The organism is Olivibacter sp. EAT-5 (genome assembly GCF_044784325.1).
Classification (GTDB): Bacteria; Bacteroidota; Bacteroidia; order Sphingobacteriales; family Sphingobacteriaceae; genus Olivibacter; species Olivibacter oleidegradans.
The window spans coordinates 5,329,131-5,354,652 of record NZ_CP173028.1 but is presented as its reverse complement, the minus strand read 5'-3'; the positions used below and the strand labels follow the sequence as shown (position 1 = coordinate 5,354,652).

Below are 25,522 nucleotides of genomic sequence, written 5' to 3'. Positions count from 1 at the left end.
GAATAGGCCGAATGGAGCTTACCATGCCAAAAATTTACATTACTGTATGTGAATGGAAATGAAATTTTTGACAAGGACGGTATGTTTTTACTAAATTATCTTGTAAAAGTTCTGGGAATTAATTGCATTGAGAACCCCATATCCGAATTCGATAGTGGATTCCGTTTACTTATGCAAGTTGTAATACCATAACAGAATTTGCCCAGTTCACTCATTTGTTCATGAACCTGCGATATAATAGCGGGGCGATAAAAATCAGATAAAATACAAAGGCTGCGAAAGAAGGCAACGTTTAGCCGATAAAATAGGGTATAGCCAACAATTTTTTTAGGATCGTAGTCCAAGCGAATCGTATAAAGGCCTTTACTAAGCCACAACAATCTTTGGGTAAATTCGATCGGGCTGTTTTCATTTAATTGAAGATCTTGTAAAAAATTACCAGTTACAATGCCTTCTCTAGAAATGCAAAATATCTCATTGCAATCCTTCATGCTCAACGTCTTCAAAAGTACATTTGTTTTATTCGCTGTGTTCATATTATAACCATTTAATGTGAATTGTCTGTTGTATCGATCCCATATCTCACTTTACAAATCAAAGCTTTGATGTATGATCCGCTAACTTTGCACTTATATGTTTAAGTAAATCAAACTGTTGTTTTTGGGCTTCAAAGAGTGTTTTTAGTTCCCCTTCCAACAACAGATCCATTTTCTTGTGTAAACTGCGAATTTGCAGTTCGGCTTTCAGGTTTATCAGGTAATCATTCTCACTTCTTTTCCTGTCTTTCTCCTCCTGTCTATTTTGGCTCATCATAATAATTGGGGCTTGTAAGGCCGCCACACATGAGAGGATTAGATTCATAAGAATATAAGGGTACGGGTCAAAGATATATAATGAGGAAGCAAGGGTATTAATGAGTATCCAGCCGGTAAGCATTAAAATAAAGACAATAATAAACCACCAGCTGCCACCGAAGCGAGCCACTTTATCGGACAATTTCTGACCTCTGCTGAGGGTTTCCAGTGGTGGGTTCGATAAATTTTGAATGATGAGCTGCTCGTCAACGATTGTTTCCTTAACAATCTGATGTAATTTGGACAGTTGTTCGTTCTGATGTTTTAATAATTGGTCAATATCTTGCGTGTCCATGGTCTGATTATTTGTTAATTAAAGGATAGCTGTCTAGGTAGGCGAATCTTAATTTTTTCCTGTTCATCTCTTCAATCAGTTTTTTTAATTCATTTACCATGATCGCCGAACAAAACATTTCGTCATGTAAGAGGAGTACTAAATGATCTTTGGTAAAAGTGTTGCGTCTCTTTAGTCTATGTTCAATTACTTCCATTAAACCTAGTGCATCTATGCTTGGCTCTTTCGTTATGCTGTCCTGCAGCCATGCTATATCCCAGCCGATAATGGTATATCCGTTTGCTGCCAAATGATCGGCCGCTTCAATTCCGTTTGTTATGTCATTTTTACTTCGACCGTTTATTCGCCACATATTTCTGCCCGGCATCCGGATAATGGAGGAAAAAGGATTAAGAAGCGAATCATTTTTCTGAAAGTCCTTTAGCACAGCCGCTGTATCTCGATAGTATTTTCGATAATGACCATTTGCATGGCTGTAACTGTGATTAAAGATTTTGATATGGGGATTACTTTTATAACGAGCGTAATTTATACGTCCTTCCTTGCTGGATAAGTTTGCTCCTACGGCAAATATATTGACGGCTATTCGTTCTACTCTAACTAAACTGTCGATGCATTTACTTTCAGGAAGTGGGCCATCGTCTAGCGTTAAGTAGATGGTTTGTTGTATCGCAATCGTTTTTGCGGTGAGCCCTATTATTAAAAACAGGGCGAGCAGCATGGTTTTCATAGGGCTTATCATTTATAAGGTAGGGCTTCCGATCTGAAGCACCACTCGACCTTCGATGCTACCTTTTCTCATATCGTCAAAGATCTGGTTGATATCTTCCAGTTTGCCGGCATGTACAGAAGCTTTTACTTTCCCTTCCACGGCAAAGCCAATCGCTTCTTGCATGTCTTTTCTAGTACCTACAATTGAGCCTCGTACTGTATACCGATTAAGAACGGTGTCAAAAATGGGCAGATCAAAACTGCCCGGAGGAAGCCCATTCAAGGAGATTGTACCTTTTCGCCGTAATGCTTCAATTCCTTGTTTGAAGGCGATGGGCGAAACGGCAGTTACAAGAACACCGTGCATTCCTCCCGTTGCCCGTTTCAGAAAGGAACCTGGGTTTGTTTCTGTCGCATTGACGGTAATATCTGCGCCCAATGATTTTGCTAATGCCAACTTATCATCGGCAACATCAATAGCCGCTACATGTAAACCCATTGCCTTAGCGTATTGAACAGCAAGGTGACCAAGGCCTCCTATTCCGGAAATGGCTACCCACTCACCGGGTTTGGTATCTGTCTCTTTTAAACCTTTGTATACTGTAACGCCTGCGCAGGTTATCGGTGCAATTTCTAGAAAATTAATATTTGGCGGGAAATGGGCTACATATCTTGCATCCGCCACTACATATTCTGCGTATCCGCCGTCTACGCTATACCCGCCGTTCTGTTGGCTTTCACAAAGTGTTTCCCAGCCGCTAATGCAGTACTCGCAATAACCACAGGCACTAAATAACCATGGAACGCCTACGATATCGCCTTCTTTGACATTTGATACCAGTGGGCCCAATGCGACAACATAACCCACAGCTTCGTGTCCTGGAATTAGAGGCAATTTCGGTTTTACCGGCCAGTCACCTTCACAGGCGTGTAAATCGGTATGGCATACGCCACAAGTAACAACCTTTACGAGAATTTGGTTTTCTTTGGGCTGCTTTACAGGAACTTGCTCAATTTGGAGTGGCTTGCCGAACTCATGTAGAACGGCCGCCTTCATTGTCTTTGGTATCATAGTTTTGCTGTTTAATCTTGATATCAAAGGTACTCCGCTGTCTTCAACACGTGGATGATTTACCTCAACCTTACAAATGATTATCGTCACATTGATAAAAGGGGCGTTTTGCTTGAAAAGAGAAGAAAGCTATTATGATTAAAATCATAGTCTATTATGTCGTTCATCATCCGGGATACCTGACAACTTACATAGCTTTGCTTGAAATAAAATGATCATTATGGAAACTTTATTAATCGCAACAGACTTCTCAAAAGCTGCCAATCACGCGGCTATTTATGCGGCACATTTAAGTAACCAGTTGGAAGCTAAACACCTAATATTATACCACTCTTATGAACTGCTTCCTACTACTGCTGATATCCCAGAGAGCATTGCACTGTCTGATGGCCGACTGCATGAACGTAGTTTGGATCTGCTCGACGAATTAAAACGCGAATTTATACAGACCTTGGATCCGCATACGAAAATTACCCTAGTAGCGAACTCGCTAAACATGGAACAGGGAATCAATAACCTAGCAGTAGAACACGGCGTCAATTTGGTTGTGATTGGGTTGTCTGGTAAAAATACCTGGGAGAAACTGCTGGTGGGTAGCAGTACAAAGTCCCTATTAAAAAATTGCCACTTACCTTTATTAGTCGTACCGGTCAACGCTGCCTTTCAACCAATTGATAAAATTGTTCTCGGTTGTGATCTGGAAGACGTCGCTGAGACCATACCGATTGAAAAACTTAAGTATCTAATAGGGAAGTTGAACGCCCAGCTGCTGGTAGTGCATGTAGACCATAAAGAGGAAGAGCATTTTGATGCCGATATGATCCGCGAACAATATGACTTTTATGATTTGTTCGAAGATTTTAATGCATCTATTCATTATATAGATAATAGAAATATTGATAAAGGAATTCTTAGCTATACTGAAAATCATCAAGCGCAGATGATTATCGTAATAGCGAAGAAACATTCGTTTATAGAAAGAATTACCAAGGAAAGTATTTCTAAGAAATTAGCTGCAAAAACGCGGGTTCCCCTGCTGATTATCCGTTAATGAACTTATCGAGTCTATATTTGTTTTTTGTAAGATTGATCGTTACTACCGGAGTGATGGTTGAAAACACAGACTCGATTCAATAGTTAATTTATGAATGCTACAAATTCTGAAATAGAAACAAATGCTAACCAATACGGTTTTCGTGGTTTGACAGCAACTGAAGTTGTTGAGCAACGACAGCGTGGGGGAGAAAATAGTATTGAACAACAAAAGGAGCGTGGCTTGATTCATATAGTAATTCAACTGTTGAAAGAACCGATGGTACTCCTTTTATTGTTAGCTTCTGCCGTATATTTTGTGAGTGGAGAGAAGGCAGATGCGATATTCCTGTCAGTTTCTATTGTGCTTATCAGTGTCATTTCCATATTTCAGGATTCGAGAAGTAGAAAGGCAATCGCGAAATTGAAACAGATCACAGCTCCCAAAAGCAAAGTCATTCGTTCCGATGGAGTTGTCATAATTGACAGTAAAGAACTTGTTCTGGGCGATTACCTGATAGTTGAAGAAGGGAATACCATTGCTGCAGATGGTAAAGTACTCCGTGCACATGATTTTTCTGTAAACGAATCCATTCTTACCGGTGAATCTTTAGCGGTTTATAAGGACGGAGCTGCAGATGATGCCTATGTTTTTCAGGGAACAAACGTGGTAAGCGGTTCTGCAGTTGCCTTAGTAACAGCAGTTGGGGAACAAACTACACTTGCCAAAATAGGAAAAAGTATCGACCATATAGCGGTTGAAAAAACACCACTAGAGAAGCAAGTCGAATCATTTGTAAGAAAAATGGCTTATGTAGGCGTTTCGGTATTTTTGCTTGTTTGGTTTATAAATTATTTAAAATCGCTCACCATTCTGGATAGTCTACTTAAGGCTTTGACTTTAGCCATGAGTATTTTACCAGAAGAAATTCCGGTTGCATTTACTACATTTATGGCCCTGGGTGCATGGCGATTGATGAAGAACGGCGTGTTAGTTAAGCAGATGAAGACTGTGGAAGCTTTGGGAAGTGCAACTGTGATATGTACGGATAAAACAGGAACACTCACGGAAAATAAAATGAGCTTGATAGACCTGTATACTTGGGATGAAGACAAATACTATGGTATAGAGGACCAAAAGCTAGGTGAATCCGCAAAGAAACTGTTAACCGCGGCTATGTGGGCCAGTGAAATTGTTCCGTTTGATCCCATGGAAAAAGCAGTGCATGAGCAGTATGCGAAGGCGATTGATTTGGATGAACGCCCGTTATTTCATATGGTATATGAATATCCAATAGAGGGTGTGCCACCAATGATGACGCATGTGTTTGAAAACGAACAAGGCCAGCGTATTATAGCAGCCAAAGGTGCACCCGAGGCCTTTTATGCGATCGCCAATTTTACTAATGAAGACAAATTGAGACTCGAAGGTGCCATAGAGCGTCTGGCGTCTAAAGGTTATCGCTTATTAGGTGTTGGCGTTTCTCATTTTCCGGGAAATGAATTCCCGGAAAAGCAACAATCATTGCTATTTGAATTTGTTGGATTAATTGCCTTTTATGATCCGCCAAAAAGAAATAGCAAGGAGGTGCTTAAACAGTTCTACAATGCAGGAATTAAGGTTAAACTTATTACAGGCGATAATGCGATAACCACTTTGGCAATTGCGGAGAAGATAAACTTCAATGGTCGAGAACGGCATATCACAGGTGCCGATTTATTACAATTACAGGAACCGGCGTTAACAAAGGCCGTAATGGACAATCAGATCTTTACACGCATGTTTCCTGAAGCGAAACTAAAAGTAATGGAAATTCTAAAGAATAACCGGGAGGTTGTTGGTATGGTAGGTGATGGGGTAAACGATGGACCGGCCTTACGAGCGGCTCATATCGGTATTGCCATGGGCAGAAAGGGTTCCGAAATTGCAAAGGAAGCTGCCTCGTTGATATTACTGGAAGATGACTTATCCAAAATGGTCACAGCAATCGCCATGGGAAGGAAGATTTATACTAACTTGAAAAAAGCAATACAGTATATTATTTCCATCCACATTCCTATTATACTGGTTGTGCTTGTCCCGTTGGTGCTTGGGTGGGTATATCCGACTATTTTTTCTCCTGTACATGTTATCTTTTTAGAATTAATTATGGGGCCAACTTGCTCCATTGCTTATGAAAATGAACCCATGGAGCCGAATACTATGCAGCGGAAACCTCGCCCGTTAACACAAACCTTTTTTACGTGGAAAGAGTTGGGCACCAGTATTATCCAAGGTTTGGCGATTACCCTTGGCATACTGGGGATTTATTTGTTTGGTGTCCATGCCGGGTTGGGAGAGACAGGCGTTCGTACCATCGTTTTTCTTACACTTATAACGGCGAATATCACATTAACTTTGGTGAACCGTTCTTTTTATTACTCATTTATTGCGGTTTTGAAGTACAGGAATGTGCTAATTCCCTGGATTATATTGGTTACTGCCCTTGTGGTTTTATTGCTTTTAACGATACCGCCCCTGCGCTCCTTTTTTGGCTTTCAAAACCTATCCATAGCGCAACTCTTATTGAGTGCAATCGTAGGTTTTTTTAGCGTATTGTGGTACGAATTAATCAAGTGGTATAAACGAACCTATTAGAAACTGTTTTGGTAGAAAATTAATTGTGCATTTTTCTTAATTTATCATAATTCAAAATGGAAATCCGATTGTCCTCGATCGTGATTAGCTTTTCTTGTTTGAAATCGCCCAATGTGCGGATCAATGATTCTTTAGCGACACCGGCGATGGAAGCAAGGTTTTCCCTTGATAAATCAATATAAAAGGGGGAAGCCCTTTCCGCGTTGTATTTATCATATAAGGTTATTAGGGAGTCGGCCACCTTTTTACGTAGGGAATTGTACGCTACCGCCAGTAATTGATTTTCGCTCATGTCCAGGTTTTCAGCTAAAATATTGATAAACTTCCTCATCACCGCAAAATTACTGTTCAACAGTTCCTCAAAATCAGACTTAGGTATAAGTGCTAGTTCTGTATCTTCAAGTGCTTCAGCAGATTCTCGATACTCGCAGTTTTCAAGTAAGGCACGGTAACCTAAAAAATCACCCGCTTTATATAGGTTTATAATAAGCTCCTTTCCGTCTGTATTTCGCTTGAAAGTTTTTACTTTGCCTTTCAAAACATAGAATAAACGTGCGGGCTGATTCCCCTCTGAATAAATCAACTGTTTCTTTTTATACCTATTGATATTACGACCTTCTTTAAGATCTTCCATGTAATCTCGTTCACCTAAGCTGCGCATCAATTGACTTACGCCATTTAAGTTAGGCTGCAATTTTTCTTTTAAAAACTCACTTTTTTTTAGCCGGGCTTCTACCACGTTTAAAAGCTCTGTTCCATCAAAAGGTTTGGTTAAGTAATCATCGGCTCCCAGATCCATACCTTTTCGTACATCCATTCGTTCGGTCTTCGCAGAAATGAAAATAAATGGAATATGATGCATAGGCATATGCTTGTGCAATAAATGGATAACACCATAGCCATCCAAAACAGGCATCATAATATCGCATATAATCAAATCTGGTTGATATTCTAAAGCTAGGGAAGCCCCTAATTTTCCATTTTCCGCAGTGTAAACTTTATAACCGGCAAGATCCAAGATTTCAGCCATACTTTCTCTAATCTCTTGATTATCTTCGATGAGAACAATTTTTTTCATGAGCGTATAGTTTGACCAATCATAAAAGCCATTAACACTTACATGAATAGAGCGTTATTTTTAGAAAGTGTGTTTCAAGGGCTGTCAGTGGCTTTCGTAAATATAGATATTTTTGAAGACAATTAAGGTTACGAATTGTTTTTGCTTAAACTGCATATAATACTTCTAATTGATCTTGTTTTAGGATCGTCACATCCCATCGCAATTTATCCTTAACCTTTACACGTAAGGCCTCTAAAGCACAGGGTTCACCATGATTCAGATATAATTTTATCGGTGCTTTATTGTTGCTGTATAGCCAGTCCATTAGTTCCTGTTGATCTGCATGGGCCGACAGACCGGTAATTTCGTGAACCTTTGCAATTACCGGATAATATCCGCCGTGGATCTTTATTTCGTAAGCGCCATTCAATAATGCTCTCCCCCGGGTGCCGGCCGCTTGGAAGCCAATTAGCAGCACAATATTCCGGTCGTCGCCAAGATAATGTTTAAGGTACTCGAGTGCCCGACCTCCTGTAAGCATACCACTTCCGGCAAGAACGATTTTACTGCCCTTTTGTTTGATTATTCTCTCGGTACCACTGAAATCCTTATTGATGGTTATGCTGCTTAATACTTTTTGCCAATGCCGATTGGCAAGTGTCGTCCACTCCGGATAGTGCAGTAATACTTTGTTGGCTAAGGAGGCCATAGGGCTATCTAGAAAGATAGGAATTTCTTTAGGTATTTTTCGTTCTTGTTTCAATTGATATAGCAAAAGGAGGAGCTCTTGGGCCCGGCCTACTGCGAAGCAGGGGATTAATAAGTTGCCCCCTTGGGAGATTACTTCCCGAACCATCGCGGTGAGCTGTTCTCCCGCATCTGAGTTTTCATGAAGCCGATCACCATAAGTGGCTTCCATAACAAGATAATCTGCCTCTCCAGGTGCTTGCGGAGAGGGAAGATAAGGTGTATGCCGGCGACCTAGATCACCCGAAAATACAATGTGTTTACCATAGCAGTTGAGCTTAATTGAACAAGCACCCGGTATATGTCCAGCCGGAAAGAACTGAAAATTTATGTAGTTATTTAGTTGGTACAGTTTGTTGAGTTCTACTGTTACAAATTGTTTTAGCGCCACTTCCACATCGGCAATTGTATACAAAGGTTCAGCAAGTTTGTGCTTCGTATAGCCATGCACATTTGCTTTGTAAGCATCTTCTTCCTGTAATTTAGCACTATCACGTAAGATGATTTCACATAGCTCCCGTGTAGGAGCACTCATGTAAATTTTGCCCTTATATCCATATTTTACAAGTAGTGGAATATAGCCCGTGTGGTCAAGATGAGCATGGGTGATAAGTAAATCATCAATTTTACTGGGATTAATAGGTGGATACTGCCAGTTTTTAGCTCGTAGTGATTTCAATCCTTGAAACAAACCGCAATCAATCATAATGTTGAGTGACGGCGTACGCACGAGTAGTTTCGAACCTGTAACTGTTTCTGCTGCTCCAAAAGCCTGAAGCAATACAGCCTTTTTATTATCAATCGTAAGCATTAGCTCTATGTTTTTAATACAAAATTCCATAATAGCTTATAACTCCCTTATGATAACGATCAATAGAATCCCTAATACCAGTCATATATATTGGCCACGATAAAGGCTAATTTTATTGCATAAAAGTCAAATTATGGAACGCGATATCAAAAAATCTACACAGCTTAACAAGCGGATCTTAATCACCGGTATTTTATTGGTAATAATAGGGTTTTTAACTTTATGGCGCCCTTTTCAATCCTATTTGTTTATTAGCCTTAGCTTCTCCGTTTTGATCATTGTCAGTGGTGTCCTTGAGATACTATTCATCATACAACATCAAAAAATAATAAAGATGTGGTTGACCATGTTGGTGGGTGGAATCATCGATGTTACTATGGGGATATATTTGTTGCTATCACCATTGATTATGATGATTATACTTACACCTTTAATCAGCATTTGGGTATTTTACAAGGGCTTTACAGCATTGCGTTTCGCCCTGTTGCTTCGAGCGTACGCTTATCAAAGATGGTGGTTACAGCTTGCAATGGGTGTAGCAATTATGCTGATTTCCTTAATAATTGTTTCAAGTGCTACTGCGAGTTTTTTGCAGGTAATCGGTTTTCTCAATACCATCTCTTGGACCGGTCTGGGTATCGTTCTAATCGGTATCACCGCTATTTCTTTGTCCGTTGTTTATCGGAATACTGGTAGGCTTTTTCGGAGAGGATCGGATCAATCCTAAATAGAAATGAGCTAGACCAATCGGTTCAAAAGCAGGATCATCAAAAATAACAGGAGATTCCCAATCGTACCATATTTTGCTTCTTTCCAAGCGCTTATTATCAAAAGTTGAGAGGTGAACATTGCAATAAAACACAGAATTTGCCAGCTACTTTGATGAATGTACAGAAGGATTGCGCTTGTGAGGAATAAGAGACAGCTCAACAGCCATCCGAGTCGGTGTAGGTTCGATTGAAAGGCCCGATGGGATAGAACAATCAGTACTTTTGAATAACCGAAGAGATGGATGGTGCCGTGAACCAACATCAGAATGATTAGTGTTGTTTTCATTTCATTATTTTTTAGATGGTTTTCTTGTAGCAATCTTTAGCATTTATTGGTTAAAATCTTATTCAAAATCTTGAACCGTTGCAGCCTGGGCTGCTTGCTAATTTTATCGGAAAGATAGCGCTTGTGTTAAAAGATAGATATGATTCCAATCAACTGCGATATTGATACGTATCATCTAGCATAAGCAGACCAACTGATACCTTTACACCTTCATATAAACGCACAGTATTGAACGATATAAACTAACTTATCGTAACAAAGTACGGCCGTTTAAATGGCTTTTTGAACGCAGTTTCTTTCTTTGAGATCCATACTGTTGACAATCATGGGTAAGCATGATTGATTTCACTGACAGAGCAAGATACCTTTACGAACTTTACCCTAAAAATATGTTATGAGAACAGTGTTAGTACCTACCGATTTTTCTGCACCTGCTTATAACGCAGCGTTGTACGCCGTAGAAATGGCGATAACGCTGCAGGCCTCTTTACATCTGGTACACGTAATGGAAGTCGCAGATAAAACACTTTTAGACACCCAGATTCTATGGCCCGTGCTTGATTATCAAGATGTAAAAGAAAAAGCCAATCAGCAGATGAACCTTTTGAAGCAACAGTTTAGGCTTCAAATTATAGAAAACAATGCTGGGGAAAAGGTTTCTGTCACGTCTTCTTTAGTAGAAGGCGTGGTTTACCAAGAAATTGCCGAAGAAATAGTACGCAATGCAGCGATATTACTTGTGGCCGCAATGCATGGAGCGGGTAACGCCGAACGGTTTATTTTTGGAAGTAAAAGTAGGGACTTTATCAGGCACATTTCTTGTCCTGTTTTATTAATTCCACATAACTTTAAATACCGGAAAATTAATAAAATTGCTTTTGCAACCGACCTAAGTCCAAACGACATAGCCTTAATAGAATTATTGGCTAAATATGCCGAGCCATTTCATGCCGAAATAGTGATCAGTCACGTAACTACTGACGCTAATGATGGTCAGCATCAGCAACAGACTGAATCTTTCTTGCGGGAGGTCGCCGGTAAGAATAACTATGATAGAATTTATTATCGCTATTTATCGGGCCAAACCATTGAGGACGGCATTTTACGGCTATCAGAAAATGGCGAAGTGGATGTTTTAACCATGGTTCATAGACCGGAAAGCGGCTTGGCTAAACTATGGCAGAGAAGTCATACAAAACAAATCGCGAAGCAAATAAAAATTCCGTTGTTGGTGCTAAAAGGCGCATCTATTAATTACTGAAAATTACGAAATAGGTTCACCTGCTGTTTCCTTTATCTTGCTAAAGATTAGCATAGGGACCTTTGGATGAAAGGCCAACTCCTCTGCTAAAATTGACGGGAACAACTTTTCTAAGAAAGACCGATTTTGCCGGGTAAATAATACCAGCACGGAAGGCTTAAGGCGATCTACTTCTTTCAATAATTGTGTAATGAAAGATTGAAGTATATCTTTTTTTGTAATGTGAAAATCAACCGGATAAGCTGTTGATTTGGTATACGGGGCAGTAGATACGTCTTCAGGTGTGCTCGTCAAATGTAGCACATCTAAGTTTGCTTTGAACCGCTCAACAAATGTTAAAACCTCTTGTATTTCTCTTTTATAGTCTTGCAGATCTGAAGCATAGAGTACGCTCTTTAACGGTGTCGGCCGGTAATTTGTGGGGACTACAAAGACCGGAATACAGGATTTGGTAACAAGGTTGCCGGTATTTGTGCCCAAGCGTCTGCTTAGTCCGCTAGCGCCCCGTGTACTGATTGAAATGTGAGTGATGTCTGTACTCTTAGTGCAAAACCGTAGAAGGGCGAGATCTGCTCGTAGCCCACTGATAACAGTACAGTCGTATAATTTGGGCTTAACTCCCATTTCTTGGTAACAAGCCTCAACAAAGTTTTTTAAGGATAGCGACTGCTCATCTTTATTGATACCGAAATGTTCGTATGACATGTTCGGGTCGGTTTTATATACAATCGGTGCCACATAGATAAATAGCAGACGAGTATCTGTATAAGCTGCTACGTTAATGGCAAAACGGATTCCTCCTTTGGAGTTTTCCGAAAAGTCGGTCGGAACTAAAATGGTGTCCATAAGAATATTTTTAAGAGTTATTTGAATAAACTGTATAACGCGAAGTAAGTACATAAAAGGCGAGGAAACTATGATCTTCATAAGTACAATAAATGATTGTAGACATTAGTTGGTGTTCCAAACATATCACAATATAATGAGCGCAATCATCTTTGGCGGTTATCCAAATCATTCAAAAAGCGGAAGAAGTAAAGGAAATTTGAATTCGGTATGCTCCATTGTACAAATGGAAAAATTAACGAGGTAAAATGAATTAAACATGAAGAATATTCTCTTGATGATTGATGTTGCGAACAAAAAAGACAATGTTTTGCAATACGCGTTAAAACTAGCGCAAAGCTTGAAATCCAATATGATCTTATCCTGTATAATTGACGACAGAACGGCTAATTATGCACAGGCTTTTTCCGAATTGGAAAAAATTAAGGAGGATCTGAAAGGTCATTGGGTGGCTACGGATTTCAAACCGGTAATTACAAGCTTGGTTGAGCGGGGTGTTTTTGCAGAGACCATGTTTAACTTGGTTAAGGATCTGCATATTGAACTCATTTTAATGGGAGCGGCAGACGGTAAAAACACAACAGGGTTTTTATTTGGTAAAAAGGTAAGAGAAATTGTCGATAAGATAAATTGTCCCATCCTGATCATTCCAGAGCAGGTCGTTTTTGAGGGTTTAAAAAATATACTCTATGTAACTGATCTCAGGTACACGGATTTTAAAATCGTAATGGAGTTAGCTAAGCTCTCGGAACCGCTACATGTAAAACTATCTATGTTACATGTATGTGCAGAAGGTTTGCCGGATCTGACCGAAGATGTCATTGAATCTTTGTTTACGGAAACCATATCTTCGCGGGTTAAACAACGTATACGTATATTCAACGCTGGTAAGCATGGCCACGCGGAAACGATCATCAACCGATTGATGACTTCGGAGGACCAGGGAATGTTGGCAATTGCACATCGTAAGCATCATTTCTTCGCTCATCTATTTTCTGATAAACCGGCTGAGGGTGCAGAAGTTTATAAGCGCGTGCCTATTTTACTAATGCCGGTGGCCTAAAGTAGGCCATCAAATCTCTCTTTGGCTAGCTTTTCTCTTGCTGAACCCGTAGCATCTTAACGAGTTCGGTAATCAACAGCGGAAAAAAAGAGAATAGTAAGGCAACTGCCCAATCTGTCCAACTGAGTAGTTCTAGATGAAATGCTTCTCGTAGAAAAGGTATCATGATAGCAGTCAATTGTAGAATAAAACCTGTTATAATTGCATATACAAGGTATTTATTAAAAAGAAGGCTAAGTCTGAAAAGATGTTTTCGTTTACTTCTAAGGGATAAGGCATAAAGCAATTGACTTCCAACAAGTACGATAAATGCCATGGTTTGGGCATAAGATAAAATTTCGTCGTCTTCAACGTTGTTAAATGGGCTTGCTTCATTAATGTAAAAGCCATAGTAAAAGGCAAATAAGGCGTTCAGGCCAATAAGCAACCCGCCCCAAAAAACTTGAGTCGTCGCACCACCGGAAAAGAAACTTTCCCGAAGCCGTCTTGGTTTAGCTTTCATGACTTCGGGATTGGAAGGGTTCATCCCCAAAGTAACTGCAGGCAACGAGTCTGTAATTAAATTAACCCACAATAGCTGCGTTGCTAATAATGGGGTTGGCCAACCAAGTAGTAAGCTAAAGACTAATGTGAAAACTTCGCCCAGATTGCAAGAAAGCAAAAAAGATAACCGATTTCTTAATGTTGTTATAAATGTTTCGGCCTTGCTCAACAGCTGTGATGATAGTAGCATAGTTGTCATCTGTTAACACCATGTCGGCGGCACTTTTAGCCACATCTGTTCCGGTTATACCCATCGCTACTCCAATGTCCGCCGCCCTCAACGAAGGGGCATCATTGACTCCGTCGCCCGTCATTGAGACAATGTTTTTACAACGTTTCAGCGCATTGACTATTTTAACTTTATGTTCCGGCGAAACGCGAGCAAACACACGGTATTGCATAACCTGTTTGATAAATTCTTCCTCAGAAAGCCTGTCAATTTCTTGTCCGGTAATAACCTCTTCCATTTTATTAGCTATCCGTAGCTGGTGAGCAATGGCGAAAGCTGTTTTTTTATGATCGCCGGTAATCATGACCGTTATGATACCCGCACTTTTTGCTTTTTGTACTGACAATACCGCCTCTTCTCTTAGCGGGTCAATCATGCCTACAAAACCCAATAAGATTAAGTTTTGTTCTAGATCTTCGGGTTTAACTTTATTCGAATCTATTGATTTATAGGCGGCGCTCAACACCCGCAATGATTGATTAGACATGTTTTCCGCGAATTCGCGATAAAACTGTTTTTTTTCATCATCCAAAAGTTCTTTCTCCCCTCGTTCTGCTACAAAACGACATTTCTCCATAAGCTCATCTAGTGCCCCTTTTGTATATACAGTATAGGACCCGTTTTCTTCAACCACGGTTGACATCAATTTCCTGTCCGAATCAAAGGGTAACTCTGCAATACGTTTGTTGCTTTCGTATAACGATTTGCGATTTATCTGAAGCTCATCTCCCCATTGCAGTAGGGCGATCTCGGTTGGGTCGCCTGTAACCTGTCCATCACCAACCGTGGCGTCCGAACAGAGAATCATGGCTTTGGCCAAGGAAAGAGGATCGCCTTCTTTACCGTTGGAAAGACAATAATCAGTTACCTTCATACGGTTTTGAGTGAGTGTTCCCGTCTTATCTGAACAGATGATAGTTACCGATCCCAACGTCTCAACAGCTGACAGCTTGCGTATAATAGCGTTTTGTTTTGACATCCTGGTAACGCCTATGGAAAGCACAATTGCCACAATAGCTGCTAAGCCTTCCGGAATTGACGCTACTGCCAACGATACAGAAAGAAGAAACATATCCAGTAAGTTTCTCCCCTGAACCATCGCAATCACAAATATCAACAAGCATACGCAGATAGCAATTCTTCCAAGAGTTTTTCCGAGATGTTCAAGGCGCTTTTCGAGCGGTGTTTTATGAGTTTCTTGACCTGTTATCAGATTGGCGATTTTTCCGATCTCCGTTTTCATACCAGTGGCCGTAACGATGCCTAATCCTCGCCCCGTACTTACTAAGGTTGACATATATGCCATATTATAGCGATCCCCAAGTGGTGTTTGATGGTCATCTGTAATAAAGGAAGCGTCTTTTAAGCTAAGCACCGATTCGCCGGTAATAGCCGATTCATCGATTTTGAGGTCAATCGTTTCCAATAAGCGAATGTCAGCAGGGACGCTTCGCCCTACTTCCAGAATCACAACATCCCCGGGAACAAGATCCTTTGCGTCTATTTCCGTTGTTGTATTTTCCCTTTTAACAATTGCCCTCGGTCGACTAATCTTCTGAAGTTCTTCAATGGCATTACTTGCTTTAATCTCTTGGAATACGCCTAATAGTGCGTTTAATATAATGACGCATAGAATAATAACGGCATCAACATACGCTCCAACAAAAACAGTTATTAAGGTGGCGGCAAACAGGATATAAATTAACCAATCTTGGAGTTGCGTAAAGAAGAGTCTTAAAACGGTCTTTCTTTTTTCTTTTTGAAGCTCATTGACGCCGGTTTTGTTCCGTCTTAATAAAACTTCTGCATTCGAGAGACCGGTTTGTTCGTCAACGTCAAGCGTTTTAAGAACCTCAGCCCTTTCTTTGAAAAACCACGTTGCTTCTTTCATTTTATATTTAAGAAAGTATTCCCCTTTTGTTGATTTATTACGCCTCTCAGTAACACTTGTTTGTTTGCGCATATAATGTAGATTGATAACAATCATCGTTAGCGGCTGTTTTAATCACCCTCATAAATAGACTTATAGGGAACCTCCCTACGATCTATAATTCGCGACAGACAAAATGCACAATACTCGGAGGCTAATTAATGATCAACATCATATGAAGAACTGTTTTCGATTATCGTCCTTCCGATGGGCGGTAACTAAATTTAACTAAAATAATTAGATTATGGAAACAATATTAGCTGCAACGGATTTTTCACAACCGGCGACAAATGCTGCGCAATATGCCGCCCAGTTGTGTAAGCAACTTAAGGCGCGTTACTTGGTTCTCTATCATGCTTATAAATTATTACCAATTTCGAGGGAAAATCCGGAAAGCATGATGTTATCTCAAGAAAAAATGCAAGAATGTATGGAGGTGTTTTTGAGTGAGTTACGAGAAAGCCTATTGCCACTAGCACCCGAAAATACCTTGATTTTAACGAAAGCCGATTCCCGACCTTTAGAAACAGGGCTTGCAAATCTTGTTGAAACATGCGAGGCCAAACTTATAATAATCGGTTCTGAAAGAGATGTATTGAAGAAATTGCTGGTAGGAAGCAGTACGAAGAAGCTCATGAAAACGACCCATTCGCCCATACTGGTGGTTCCACCGCAAGCAAAATTTAAAGCGATTAGGAAGATTGTAATGGGCTGCGATCTGAAAAACGTGGCAGACACTGTACCGATCGCCAAACTAATTCAACTGATAAAGAGCTTTCAGGCACAACTGATGGTCGTTAACGTGGGGAAAAATGCGAAAGTACCTTTGGATGATCGCGAAGCATACGAACAACATACATTTTATGATTTGTTTGAAGAGTTAGATCCATCCATTCAATATATAGAAGGGAATGACGTTAGCAAAGGACTTTTGGATTATGCCGATCAGTTTGATGCGCAGATGATTGTTGTGGTAGCCAAACAGCACTCCTTGCTAGAGCGTATTACCAGCTCAAGTGTCTCAAAAGAGTTGGCCGCATCCGCTGAATTGCCTGTTTTAATAATTCGAAAATAATAGCGAGGGATATCTTTTGAAAGAGCCATGATCATCATCAAAAATGAATCGATCATCAGTTTTTAGCAAACTATCATCGGGTAATGCGAAGAAAATTATCGGAAAACTAATTAAATAACCATGGAAACCAATCAATATATTATTCCATTTTTTAAACTCCGTGCAAGTGATGTAGCCTTAGTAGGTGGTAAAAACGCGTCGTTAGGAGAAATGATTAATCAATTACAAAATCTCGGCGTGCAAGTTCCTGCGGGTTTTGCGATTGTTGCTAACGCCTATCGGTATTTTCTGAAATTCAATCAGCTGGAGGAAAAGCTGAAAATGGTATTGAAAAGTCTTGATTCGAAAGAGCTTACGAACCTGGAAAAGATAGGGAAGGAGTGTCGGAATTTGATAAAACATGCGGTATTACCAGATGATTGGAAACAAATGGTACTGGCTTCATATCGGGAACTCGCTAAGGGGACTAAAGATCCTGTAACAGTTGTTGTGAGAAGCAGTGCAACTTCAGAAGATCTTCCGGAAGCCAGTTTTGCAGGTCAACACGATTCTTTTTTGAATGTGAAGGGAGAGCAGGAACTTTTAATAGCCTGTCATCGTTGCTATATCTCTTTGTTTAATGATCGTGCTATTAAATATCGCTTGGATCATGGTTTCGACCATATGCAGGTTTTGTTAAGTATTGGTGTCCAAATAATGGTAAGAAGCGATCGTGGAGCCGCGGGGGTTGCTTTTACCGTAGATCCAGAAACGGGGCACGAAAATATCATTTACCTAACCGGATCCTGGGGTTTAGGTGAAAATGTAGTACAAGGAGCTGTAAGCCCAGATGAGTTTTATCTTTTTAAACCGGCTGTCATCCGCCAACAATATAGTCTCATTCAAACCAAGTTGGGCAGGAAAGAGAATACCTTGATATTGCGAGAAGAAGTATCAATGAGCAAATCAACGGTAAATGTCAAAACACCAATAGATTTAAGAGAGCGATTTGTTTTAGATGAAGACGAAGCCATGAAACTTGCCTATTGGTGTTATCTGATTGAGCAGCACTATGGCATGCCTATGGATATTGAATGGGCTAAAGATGGCGAAACCAATGAGCTGTTTATCGTACAGGCACGCCCCGAAACCGTTCACGGGCGTAAGAAAGAAGTGACGCTTACTACCTATAAGTTACAGGACAGAGCGGTTCCTCTTTGTTCGGGAAGGGCAGTAGGGAAGGCGATTGTCAGCGGCCGTGTTTGTTTGGTACATTCGTTGGCGGATGCAGACAAAGTTAAGCAAGGCGATATCATCGTGTCAGATATAACTAACCCGGACTGGAATGTGCTCTTAAAAAAAGCGATTAGCATTGTTACGAATAAAGGAGGTCGAACCAGTCATGCTTCCATTGTGGCAAGGGAATTAGGTATTACAGCCGTAGTGGGAACGCACAATGCAACTGAAATACTAAAGGATGGACAATTGATAACGGTAGACTGTGCGCAAGGTGATAGCGGATATATTTACGACGGTCGTCTCCGTTGGGAAGTTAAGGAAACCAGCTTGGAACACTTAACTAAAACTCGAACGGCTCCCATGTTGATACTGGCCGATCCAGACAGAGCGCTTGACCTTAGCCGATATCCCAACGAAGGGGTTGGTCTCTTACGGATGGAATTTATCATCAATAACAGCATCCAAATCCATCCAATGGCACTAATAAAATATGATGAACTTGCAGATAAGAACGTGAAACATAAAATCGATTCGCTAACAAAGCACTTTCCCGACAAGCGAAAATATTTTATTAATAAACTTTCAGGGGCCATTGCCATGGTTGCAGCTGCTTTTTATCCGAAAGATGTTATTGTAAGAATGAGTGATTTTAAAAGTAACGAGTATGCTAAATTGATCGGTGGAGAAGAATTTGAGCCAAAGGAAGAGAACCCGATGCTTGGCTTTCGTGGAGCTTCCCGCTATTATCATCCAAAATATAAGGAGGCGTTTGGCCTTGAATGTCAAGCCGTAAAACGCGTACGAGTAGAAATGGGGCTCGATAACGTAAAAGTGATGATCCCATTTTGCCGGACGGTAGATGAAGGTAAAAAAGTGCTAGAGATAATGAGAGGTTATGGACTTGTGCAGGGCGAAAAGCAACTCGAAATTTATGTGATGGCTGAGATTCCTTCTAATATCATTTTGGCCGAAGGATTCGCTTCCGTATTCGATGGCTTTTCGATCGGTTCTAATGATTTAACGCAGCTAACTTTGGGTGTTGATCGCGATTCCGCAGATGTAAGTAATCTATTTAACGAAAAGGACATGGCAGTGCTAAGCCTGCTAGAGCAATTGATTAAAACTGCGCGAGCCCATAACCATAAGGTGGGGCTTTGCGGTCAGGCACCGAGTGACTATCCTGAATTTTCAGATTTTTTAGTCCGAAAGGGCATCAACAGTATCTCTTTCACAGCAGACGCCTTGTTGCAAGGAATCGAATACATAGCGAAAGCGGAAGCAAAATGGTATGGGCAAAATGAGGATGATTCCTATCATGACCAGACCTGTTTTCGATCATAGTAAGATTTCTTTCCTATAAATAACTTTATACTAAACAATAGAAAACATGATACGCACACCTCAACTTTGGACAAAATTTTATGAGAACCTGGCCTTTCTCTTTTATAGCCTTACCTACTGTGACCGCGATATAACGGATAAGGAGGTAGAGGCCGTTAAAGGCCTGGTACAGGAAGCGTGGCTCGATTTTGAACCCTCTTTGGACGAGTACGGTTATGATGCCGCTTATCAGATTCAGGCGGTGTTTGATTGGCTATTCGATAGCAGGCCAACAGCTTCATCCGCCTTCAAACGGTTTAGTAGTTTTGTAGACGATCACCCATCGTTCATTGATCAAAAGTTAGCTGAAGCAATTTTCAGTTCTGCCAATAAAATAGTCTCGGCCTACGGTCATCGGAATAAAATTGAACTGGGTTACCTATACTTGCTTCAAGATGTATTGAAAGAATCATATAAGAGCAATAAAAAACCTTCTAATGGAAAAGTCTCTTAAGAAATACGCTAATCCTTAAGATCATGTCAATCCGTACAACATTAACAAATAAACGATATTACGCCTGGCTATTACTGGCAGCCGGCTTAGTACTTATCGGGCTTGGCGTATGGGTCTTTTTGAGTCCGATAATCTCCTATAGATATATTTCTATCGTTTTTATCATCCTGGCTTTAACAGCCGGCGTTTTTGAGATATCTTTTTCACTGTTCAGTCGTAAGATGATTCCCGACTGGCCTTCGTTCGTATTGGGCGGTGTTCTGGACATTGCAATTGCCGGTTATGTGTTCTTTAATCCCTGGCTATTGATGGTTCTTTTACCACCTTTTATGGGCGGTATGTTATTGGTTAAACTGATTATAATCATTCAGAATACAGTTAGCATATGGAGAAGGAAACCCGTTAACTGGTGGCTCGTGATGGTAGCAATTATATCAATTGGTTTCGTGTTGCAACTACTGTTGAGGAACAATTCGATAGAAATGACGGATTTGATGGCATTAACAGGTGTTGGCTTTATATTGGCGGGTGTTTTTCGTATTTATCTTTTTGCAAAAGCCCGAAACATAATTGCCGAACGTTAAAAATTGGCTTTATGAGAACTTTTCTTGTAGCGATCGACTTTTCCGAGTCGGCGCTGAATGCAGCTAAATACGCTACCGCTTTTGCTTCACGGGTAGAAGCTTCCAGGATAATTCTTTATCATAGTTTGGATGCATTGCATGGCTATTTCGATATCGCGCAACTACCTGAAGCCATTAATGAATCCACTGTAGATGAGGCTGCACATAAATTAGCGGAAATCAAATTATGTTTACTGGCTATTGATCCATCTATTGAGATTGTTTGCGAAATTGATCACTGGAACTTAATCGAAGGGATCAATCGGATCCAGGCCCGGGAAGCCATTGATCTGATCGTGGTGGGACGGACCGGTAAATCAAGGTTAAGCAGACTTTTATTAGGTAGTAATACCGCCAGACTTTGTGCTACATGCGATACTCCCCTTTTAGTAATCCCTGCTTCGATTTCGTTTAAACCCATAAAGCGAATGGCATTAGCTTGCGATTTTAAGGAAGTTACCGCAACCATACCGGTTAATATAATTAAAGGACTCACAAACAAATTGGGAGCCGAATTGCTCGTTGTGAATGTTGATTATCGAGAAGAAGAGTATTATGATCCGCATATGATAACACAGCAGTATGCTCTACACGCGTTACTGGATAATCTCAAGGCAACGTATTTCTATGTGGATAATAAATCTGAAAGACAAGGAATTCTAAAATTCGCAAGAGAACAGGAGGTACAACTGATCTTGTTGATTAAAAAACAACATGCTCTGGGTGAAAGCTTCCTACATAGAAGTGTATCAAAAGAAATGGCTCTGTATACTACCATTCCTGTTCTTTTAATAAAACCGACTGAAACAAAACAATAATTTTTAACAAAGCCACCTGTATAGCAGGTCGCTATTAATCTGTTTACTATGAAAAGTGATGTAGAAATTCAACAAGATGTAATCGATGAGTTAAAATGGGAACCCATACTCGATGCGTCAGAAATTGGTGTAACTGTGAAAGGTGGGGTTGTTACCTTGTCAGGCACGGTAAGTACCTATTCAAAAAAAATGGCTGCGGAACGGGCAGCCCGCAGAGTTCAGGGGGTAACAGCCTTAGCTGAGGATATTGAGGTCGTGTTTTTTGCCGGAACAATGCATACGGATACAGAAATAGCTCAAGCGGCGGTGGAGGCCATTAAATCACAAGCCAGCCTTGCTGATCAGCACATTCAAATTAAAGTAGAGGAAGGAGTGGTCAAACTAGAAGGACAGGTAGAATGGGAGTATCAACGCAATGAAGCAAAAAAGGCGATGGAGAACTTAAAGGGTGTCCGATCGGTTATCAATTTAATCAACATCAAACCAAGAGCTACAGCTAAGGATGTTGAACAACAAATTGCGGCGGCTTTTCAGCGACATGCAAATATTGATGCACGTAATATTCAAATCGAAATCGATAAAGATCGGGCGATCTTGCGAGGCACCGTACGTTCATTGGCTGAAATGGGAGATGCAGTAGATGCTGCATGGGCCGCACCCGGTATCTCCAAAGTGGAGAATGAGCTGACGGTTAAATTAGCCGATTATCCACGCTATGATGATTAATGACATTTGATTGAAAGCCTATGAGGCATATACTGTGATTCATTTCACTGCTGTTTGTTTATATAGTTATTAACTATAGTTGCAGGATTAGTCGACTATAAAATTTTAAAACGGTGATTATTACAATAACAATGAATCCGGCAATTGATCGGGGTGTTTCTGTCGAGAAGATGACACCGGAAAAAAAGATGCGTTGCGTTCAGGAGAGCCTTGAAGTAGGAGGCGGAGGAATTAACGTTAGTAAAGCCATCAAAGAACTGGGAGGTTTAAGTTATGCTATTTTTCCTTCCGGCGGAGAGAACGGTCGATATTTCGAAGAGATTTTAGCCGATAAAGATATACCACATACAGCCATTAAAGTGGCCAGCAATACACGCGAGAACCTAACGGTCGTTGAAACTGCCTCTAATTTCGAGTACCGATTCGTGATGCCCGGACATGAACTCAGCTCCACCGAATTCGACCGTTGTTTTTCAGCAATTGTTATGCTAAGCCCACTGGCAGACATTATGGTAGTAAGTGGAAGCTCACCTAAGGGCGTGCCGGACGACTTCTATTTACGTCTTGCAGAAGTTGCCAGAAAGAGCAATGCCTTATTGGTGATTGATGCATCAGGCAAATCCTTAAAGCTTGCGTTAGAAGCCGGAACTTATTTGCTCAAGCCCAATTTGTCCGAACTTGCCAGTTTGGTAAATAAGGAAAGTGTTGACGAAGAAGAGGTTAAAGCCATCGGTCAGGATATTATTGGTAAAGGACAGTGTAAGATGTTGGTGGTTTCTCTGGGTAAACGTGGTGCTATCTTATTGGCGGATGGTGTATACGAAGAAATCGAAGCACCACCCGTGCAGCGAGTGAGTACAGTGGGAGCCGGAGATAGTATGGTGGCCGGAATGGTATGGATGCTTCAGCAAAAGAAGAGTTTTTCGGAGGTAGCCAGATTTGGCGTGGCTTGTGGTACGGCGGCAACGTTAAATAGCGGTACACAGCTCTTTCATAAGAGGGATGTTTATAAGCTATATAAATTAGTTAAAACAAAGGAGCTGAAATTATGAAAATCTTGGTTACAACGGATTTATCATCTAATTCTAAAGGAGGAATACGCTTTGCTTTGCAACTTGCCGAGCACTATCAATATGAATTAACATTTTTTTATACCTATCACAACGAGAGACCTACTTGGAATGACCTATCTTATAAAGGATTTCAAAACACTGAACTGCAAAATGAACGTATAAAATTGATAAGGTTTATTCGCAAAGTTGCCGGAAGCATAGATCTTCAGCAGCTACAGCTTTATTATCACGTTCAAGAATCGCTGTTCGTTGCGCAGCACATTCTCCAGTATGCGCAGCTCCATCAATTTACATTTATTTGTATAGGTCGAAGCGCGGCCGGATGGCATCGAAAACTGTTTGGAAGTGTGGCTAATATATTAATAAAACAATCACATGTTCCTATCATCATTGTACCTCCTGATTATAGAAGAAGAAAACTCCGAAACGTATTATATGCTTCCGACTTAACGAATTTCGAAAGCGAGTTAAACATGGTGTTGGTTTGTATGGAAACCCTTAAGCTAAAAGTAGACATCCTTCACTTTTCGCTTCCCTCAGATCAGCTCAATAACAAAGTAGCCTCTGCAACAGAAATTATTTCTAAGCTGCCCCCCAATACTGTCCAATTTTTTCAAGAGAAGTACAATTTTGAGGAGCCTCTCGTAAAGCATTTAGCTGTACAGTTAGCCAAATTTAACCCCTCTATACTTGTTATGTTTACAGATCAGCAGCGCACCTTCTTTGAGAAATTGTTTCTCGGTAGTGACACTGTTTCATTTTCTTCGTTGGCCAAATGGCCAATGCTGGTTTTTCCGAAACCGCTTACCTGATCAATCTCATTATGTCAAATAACCTAAATCATTAAGAATTATTTATTTAAGGAACTTAGTTATTATTTCTAAATTCAATATTATGTCAAACTTAGTTAAAGCTACTGACTTCCCATCATTTAGGTCAATGATGGAAGATTTCTGGAACACCGATGGCTTCTTTAGCAAACCGATCTTTAGCAAAACTTCTCTACCGCCGGTTAATATCCGCGATACGAAGGACTATTATGAATTAACATTAGCTGCGCCCGGGTATAAAAAAGATGATTTCAAGATTGCCATTGAAGACGGTATGATCAGCATTAGTGCCGAACATAAGTCAGAAAAGAAAGAAGAGAAGGAAAATTACACGCGGCATGAATTTCATCAGGAAGAATTTACGCGCGTATTTAGTTTGCCTGAAAATGTGACAGAAGATGCTATTAAAGCAAAGTATCAGGACGGTATTTTACAAATTGAACTAAAAAAAACAGCGAAATCCCCGTCTAATAAAAAAACGGTGCAAGTTTCTTAAGCGGAATCAATTTTGGGGGCAATTATATGCCCCTAAAATGTAAATTTGCGATATGGACGTTCTGGATCAAATTGAAGAATTTAGGTATTCGCCGCAATTAAGAGAGATGTTGTATGCAAATAGCATACAGAAGACCTATAATGCAGGACATGTTATTTTAAGCGAACATGCGTACATCCGTTCAATCCCTATTGTTACAAAGGGTACATTAAAGGTTATCCGTACAGAAGAAGACGGACGAGAGATTTTACTATATTACATCAAGGCCGGCGAAAGTTGCATCATGTCATTTTTAGGAGGACTTCACAACGAAACGAGTAAGGTTAGGGCCGAAGTGGAGGAAGACGCCGAAATTCGCTTCCTGCCCATGGAAAAGGTCTCATTGTTCATTAGAGAATACCCACAGTGGCTCGATTACATTTTTCGCCTCTATCACAAACGTTTTGAAGAATTACTGGATATGGTGAACGCAATTGCGTTTAAGAAAGTTGACGAACGATTGCTAACGCTATTACGGAAAAAAAAAGAACTTTCGGGAAACAATATGCTGAGCATTACGCACGAGCAATTGGCGAACGAACTTGGTACCGCACGTGTGGTTGTTTCCAGACTTTTAAAACAGCTCGAAGACGATGGTACGGTAAAGCTCGGTAGAAATAAAATCGTTCTTGTGTAACAAAA

The 25,522-nt window shown here is 40.4% G+C and carries 25 protein-coding genes; 15 read left to right on the top strand and 10 right to left on the bottom strand.

The window, feature by feature from the left end; translation table 11 throughout:
* Positions 1–95 precede the first annotated feature (95 nt).
* From ACH11B_RS22400 to adhP, 4 genes are read right to left on the bottom strand one after another with little or no spacing between them, the layout of a single operon-like run.
* Positions 96–536, bottom strand: a complete 441-nt coding sequence (locus ACH11B_RS22400) for a hypothetical protein (protein WP_130855451.1) — start codon at positions 534–536, stop codon at positions 96–98.
* 58 nt (positions 537–594) lie between these two features.
* A complete protein-coding gene (locus tag ACH11B_RS22395) occupies positions 595–1,149 on the bottom strand; it encodes a DUF1003 domain-containing protein (RefSeq protein ID WP_130855452.1) in 555 nt (184 codons plus the stop codon).
* A 7-nt stretch (positions 1,150–1,156) separates the two neighbouring features.
* Positions 1,157–1,879 carry a polysaccharide deacetylase family protein gene (locus ACH11B_RS22390; protein WP_130855453.1) on the bottom strand — a complete coding sequence of 241 codons (723 nt, stop codon included), beginning with the start codon at positions 1,877–1,879 and terminating at the stop codon, positions 1,157–1,159.
* Between the two features lie 12 nt (positions 1,880–1,891).
* Entirely contained in the window at positions 1,892–2,932 is a 1,041-nt protein-coding gene (gene adhP, locus ACH11B_RS22385; RefSeq protein ID WP_130855454.1) for an alcohol dehydrogenase AdhP, read from the bottom strand.
* Positions 2,933–3,152: 220 nt separating this feature from the next.
* On the opposite strand from adhP, the gene ACH11B_RS22380 reads away from it, so the two are divergent.
* Positions 3,153–3,983 (top strand): universal stress protein, encoded by an 831-nt coding sequence (locus ACH11B_RS22380; protein ID WP_165446935.1) that lies wholly within the window; start codon positions 3,153–3,155, stop codon positions 3,981–3,983.
* Between the two features lie 93 nt (positions 3,984–4,076).
* Complete coding sequence (locus tag ACH11B_RS22375) at positions 4,077–6,602, top strand: cation-translocating P-type ATPase (RefSeq protein ID WP_130855456.1); 2,526 nt, start codon at positions 4,077–4,079, stop codon at positions 6,600–6,602.
* A gap of 19 nt (positions 6,603–6,621) precedes the next feature.
* Here the strand turns inward: ACH11B_RS22375 and ACH11B_RS22370 are convergent, their stop codons facing one another.
* Both ACH11B_RS22370 and ACH11B_RS22365 read right to left on the bottom strand, forming a co-directional pair.
* Positions 6,622–7,680, bottom strand: coding sequence for a response regulator (locus tag ACH11B_RS22370; RefSeq protein ID WP_130855457.1), 1,059 nt, complete (start codon positions 7,678–7,680; stop codon positions 6,622–6,624).
* Between the two features lie 145 nt (positions 7,681–7,825).
* Entirely contained in the window at positions 7,826–9,220 is a 1,395-nt protein-coding gene (locus ACH11B_RS22365; RefSeq protein WP_130855458.1) for an MBL fold metallo-hydrolase RNA specificity domain-containing protein, read from the bottom strand.
* A 133-nt stretch (positions 9,221–9,353) separates the two neighbouring features.
* On the opposite strand from ACH11B_RS22365, the gene ACH11B_RS22360 reads away from it, so the two are divergent.
* The gene (locus tag ACH11B_RS22360) at positions 9,354–9,947 is read left to right on the top strand and encodes an HdeD family acid-resistance protein (RefSeq protein ID WP_130855459.1); all 594 of its coding nucleotides are present in this window, start codon (positions 9,354–9,356) and stop codon (positions 9,945–9,947) included.
* A gap of 11 nt (positions 9,948–9,958) precedes the next feature.
* On the opposite strand, the gene ACH11B_RS22355 is transcribed toward ACH11B_RS22360, so the two are convergent.
* A complete protein-coding gene (locus tag ACH11B_RS22355; protein WP_130855460.1) occupies positions 9,959–10,276 on the bottom strand; it encodes a hypothetical protein in 318 nt (105 codons plus the stop codon).
* A gap of 394 nt (positions 10,277–10,670) precedes the next feature.
* Between ACH11B_RS22355 and ACH11B_RS22350 the strand changes: the two genes are divergently transcribed.
* Complete coding sequence (locus ACH11B_RS22350) at positions 10,671–11,537, top strand: universal stress protein (protein ID WP_377610429.1); 867 nt, start codon at positions 10,671–10,673, stop codon at positions 11,535–11,537.
* Between the two features lie 3 nt (positions 11,538–11,540).
* Here the strand turns inward: ACH11B_RS22350 and ACH11B_RS22345 are convergent, their stop codons facing one another.
* On the bottom strand, positions 11,541–12,383 hold the full coding sequence (locus ACH11B_RS22345; protein ID WP_165446936.1) for a universal stress protein: 843 nt from the start codon (positions 12,381–12,383) through the stop codon (positions 11,541–11,543).
* Between the two features lie 259 nt (positions 12,384–12,642).
* Between ACH11B_RS22345 and ACH11B_RS22340 the strand changes: the two genes are divergently transcribed.
* Positions 12,643–13,446 (top strand): universal stress protein, encoded by an 804-nt coding sequence (locus ACH11B_RS22340; protein WP_130855463.1) that lies wholly within the window; start codon positions 12,643–12,645, stop codon positions 13,444–13,446.
* 25 nt (positions 13,447–13,471) lie between these two features.
* On the opposite strand, the gene ACH11B_RS22335 is transcribed toward ACH11B_RS22340, so the two are convergent.
* Entirely contained in the window at positions 13,472–14,179 is a 708-nt protein-coding gene (locus ACH11B_RS22335) for a cation-translocating P-type ATPase (protein ID WP_242627160.1), read from the bottom strand.
* Positions 14,064–16,181 carry an HAD-IC family P-type ATPase gene (locus ACH11B_RS22330; protein WP_242627161.1) on the bottom strand — a complete coding sequence of 706 codons (2,118 nt, stop codon included), beginning with the start codon at positions 16,179–16,181 and terminating at the stop codon, positions 14,064–14,066. Before ACH11B_RS22330 ends, ACH11B_RS22335 begins: the two co-directional genes overlap by 116 nt.
* Positions 16,182–16,392: 211 nt before the next feature.
* On the opposite strand from ACH11B_RS22330, the gene ACH11B_RS22325 reads away from it, so the two are divergent.
* From ACH11B_RS22325 to ACH11B_RS22280, 10 genes are all read left to right on the top strand, one after another.
* Complete coding sequence (locus ACH11B_RS22325; RefSeq protein ID WP_130855464.1) at positions 16,393–17,223, top strand: universal stress protein; 831 nt, start codon at positions 16,393–16,395, stop codon at positions 17,221–17,223.
* A gap of 120 nt (positions 17,224–17,343) precedes the next feature.
* On the top strand, positions 17,344–19,782 hold the full coding sequence (gene ppsA / locus ACH11B_RS22320; protein ID WP_130855465.1) for a phosphoenolpyruvate synthase: 2,439 nt from the start codon (positions 17,344–17,346) through the stop codon (positions 19,780–19,782).
* A 46-nt stretch (positions 19,783–19,828) separates the two neighbouring features.
* Positions 19,829–20,275: a hypothetical protein gene (locus ACH11B_RS22315; protein ID WP_130855466.1), complete on the top strand. Its 447-nt coding sequence runs from the start codon at positions 19,829–19,831 to the stop codon at positions 20,273–20,275.
* Between the two features lie 23 nt (positions 20,276–20,298).
* Positions 20,299–20,859 carry an HdeD family acid-resistance protein gene (locus tag ACH11B_RS22310; protein WP_130855467.1) on the top strand — a complete coding sequence of 187 codons (561 nt, stop codon included), beginning with the start codon at positions 20,299–20,301 and terminating at the stop codon, positions 20,857–20,859.
* A gap of 11 nt (positions 20,860–20,870) precedes the next feature.
* Entirely contained in the window at positions 20,871–21,716 is an 846-nt protein-coding gene (locus ACH11B_RS22305; protein WP_130855468.1) for a universal stress protein, read from the top strand.
* 48 nt (positions 21,717–21,764) lie between these two features.
* A complete protein-coding gene (locus ACH11B_RS22300; RefSeq protein WP_130855469.1) occupies positions 21,765–22,442 on the top strand; it encodes a BON domain-containing protein in 678 nt (225 codons plus the stop codon).
* A gap of 113 nt (positions 22,443–22,555) precedes the next feature.
* A complete protein-coding gene (locus ACH11B_RS22295; RefSeq protein ID WP_130855470.1) occupies positions 22,556–23,494 on the top strand; it encodes a 1-phosphofructokinase family hexose kinase in 939 nt (312 codons plus the stop codon).
* Positions 23,491–24,327, top strand: coding sequence for a universal stress protein (locus tag ACH11B_RS22290; RefSeq protein ID WP_130855471.1), 837 nt, complete (start codon positions 23,491–23,493; stop codon positions 24,325–24,327). The genes ACH11B_RS22295 and ACH11B_RS22290 overlap by 4 nt, the downstream gene beginning before the upstream one ends.
* A gap of 82 nt (positions 24,328–24,409) precedes the next feature.
* Positions 24,410–24,841 (top strand): Hsp20/alpha crystallin family protein, encoded by a 432-nt coding sequence (locus ACH11B_RS22285; RefSeq protein ID WP_130855472.1) that lies wholly within the window; start codon positions 24,410–24,412, stop codon positions 24,839–24,841.
* Between the two features lie 52 nt (positions 24,842–24,893).
* Positions 24,894–25,517, top strand: a complete 624-nt coding sequence (locus tag ACH11B_RS22280) for a Crp/Fnr family transcriptional regulator (protein WP_130855473.1) — start codon at positions 24,894–24,896, stop codon at positions 25,515–25,517.
* Positions 25,518–25,522: the final 5 nt, after the last annotated feature.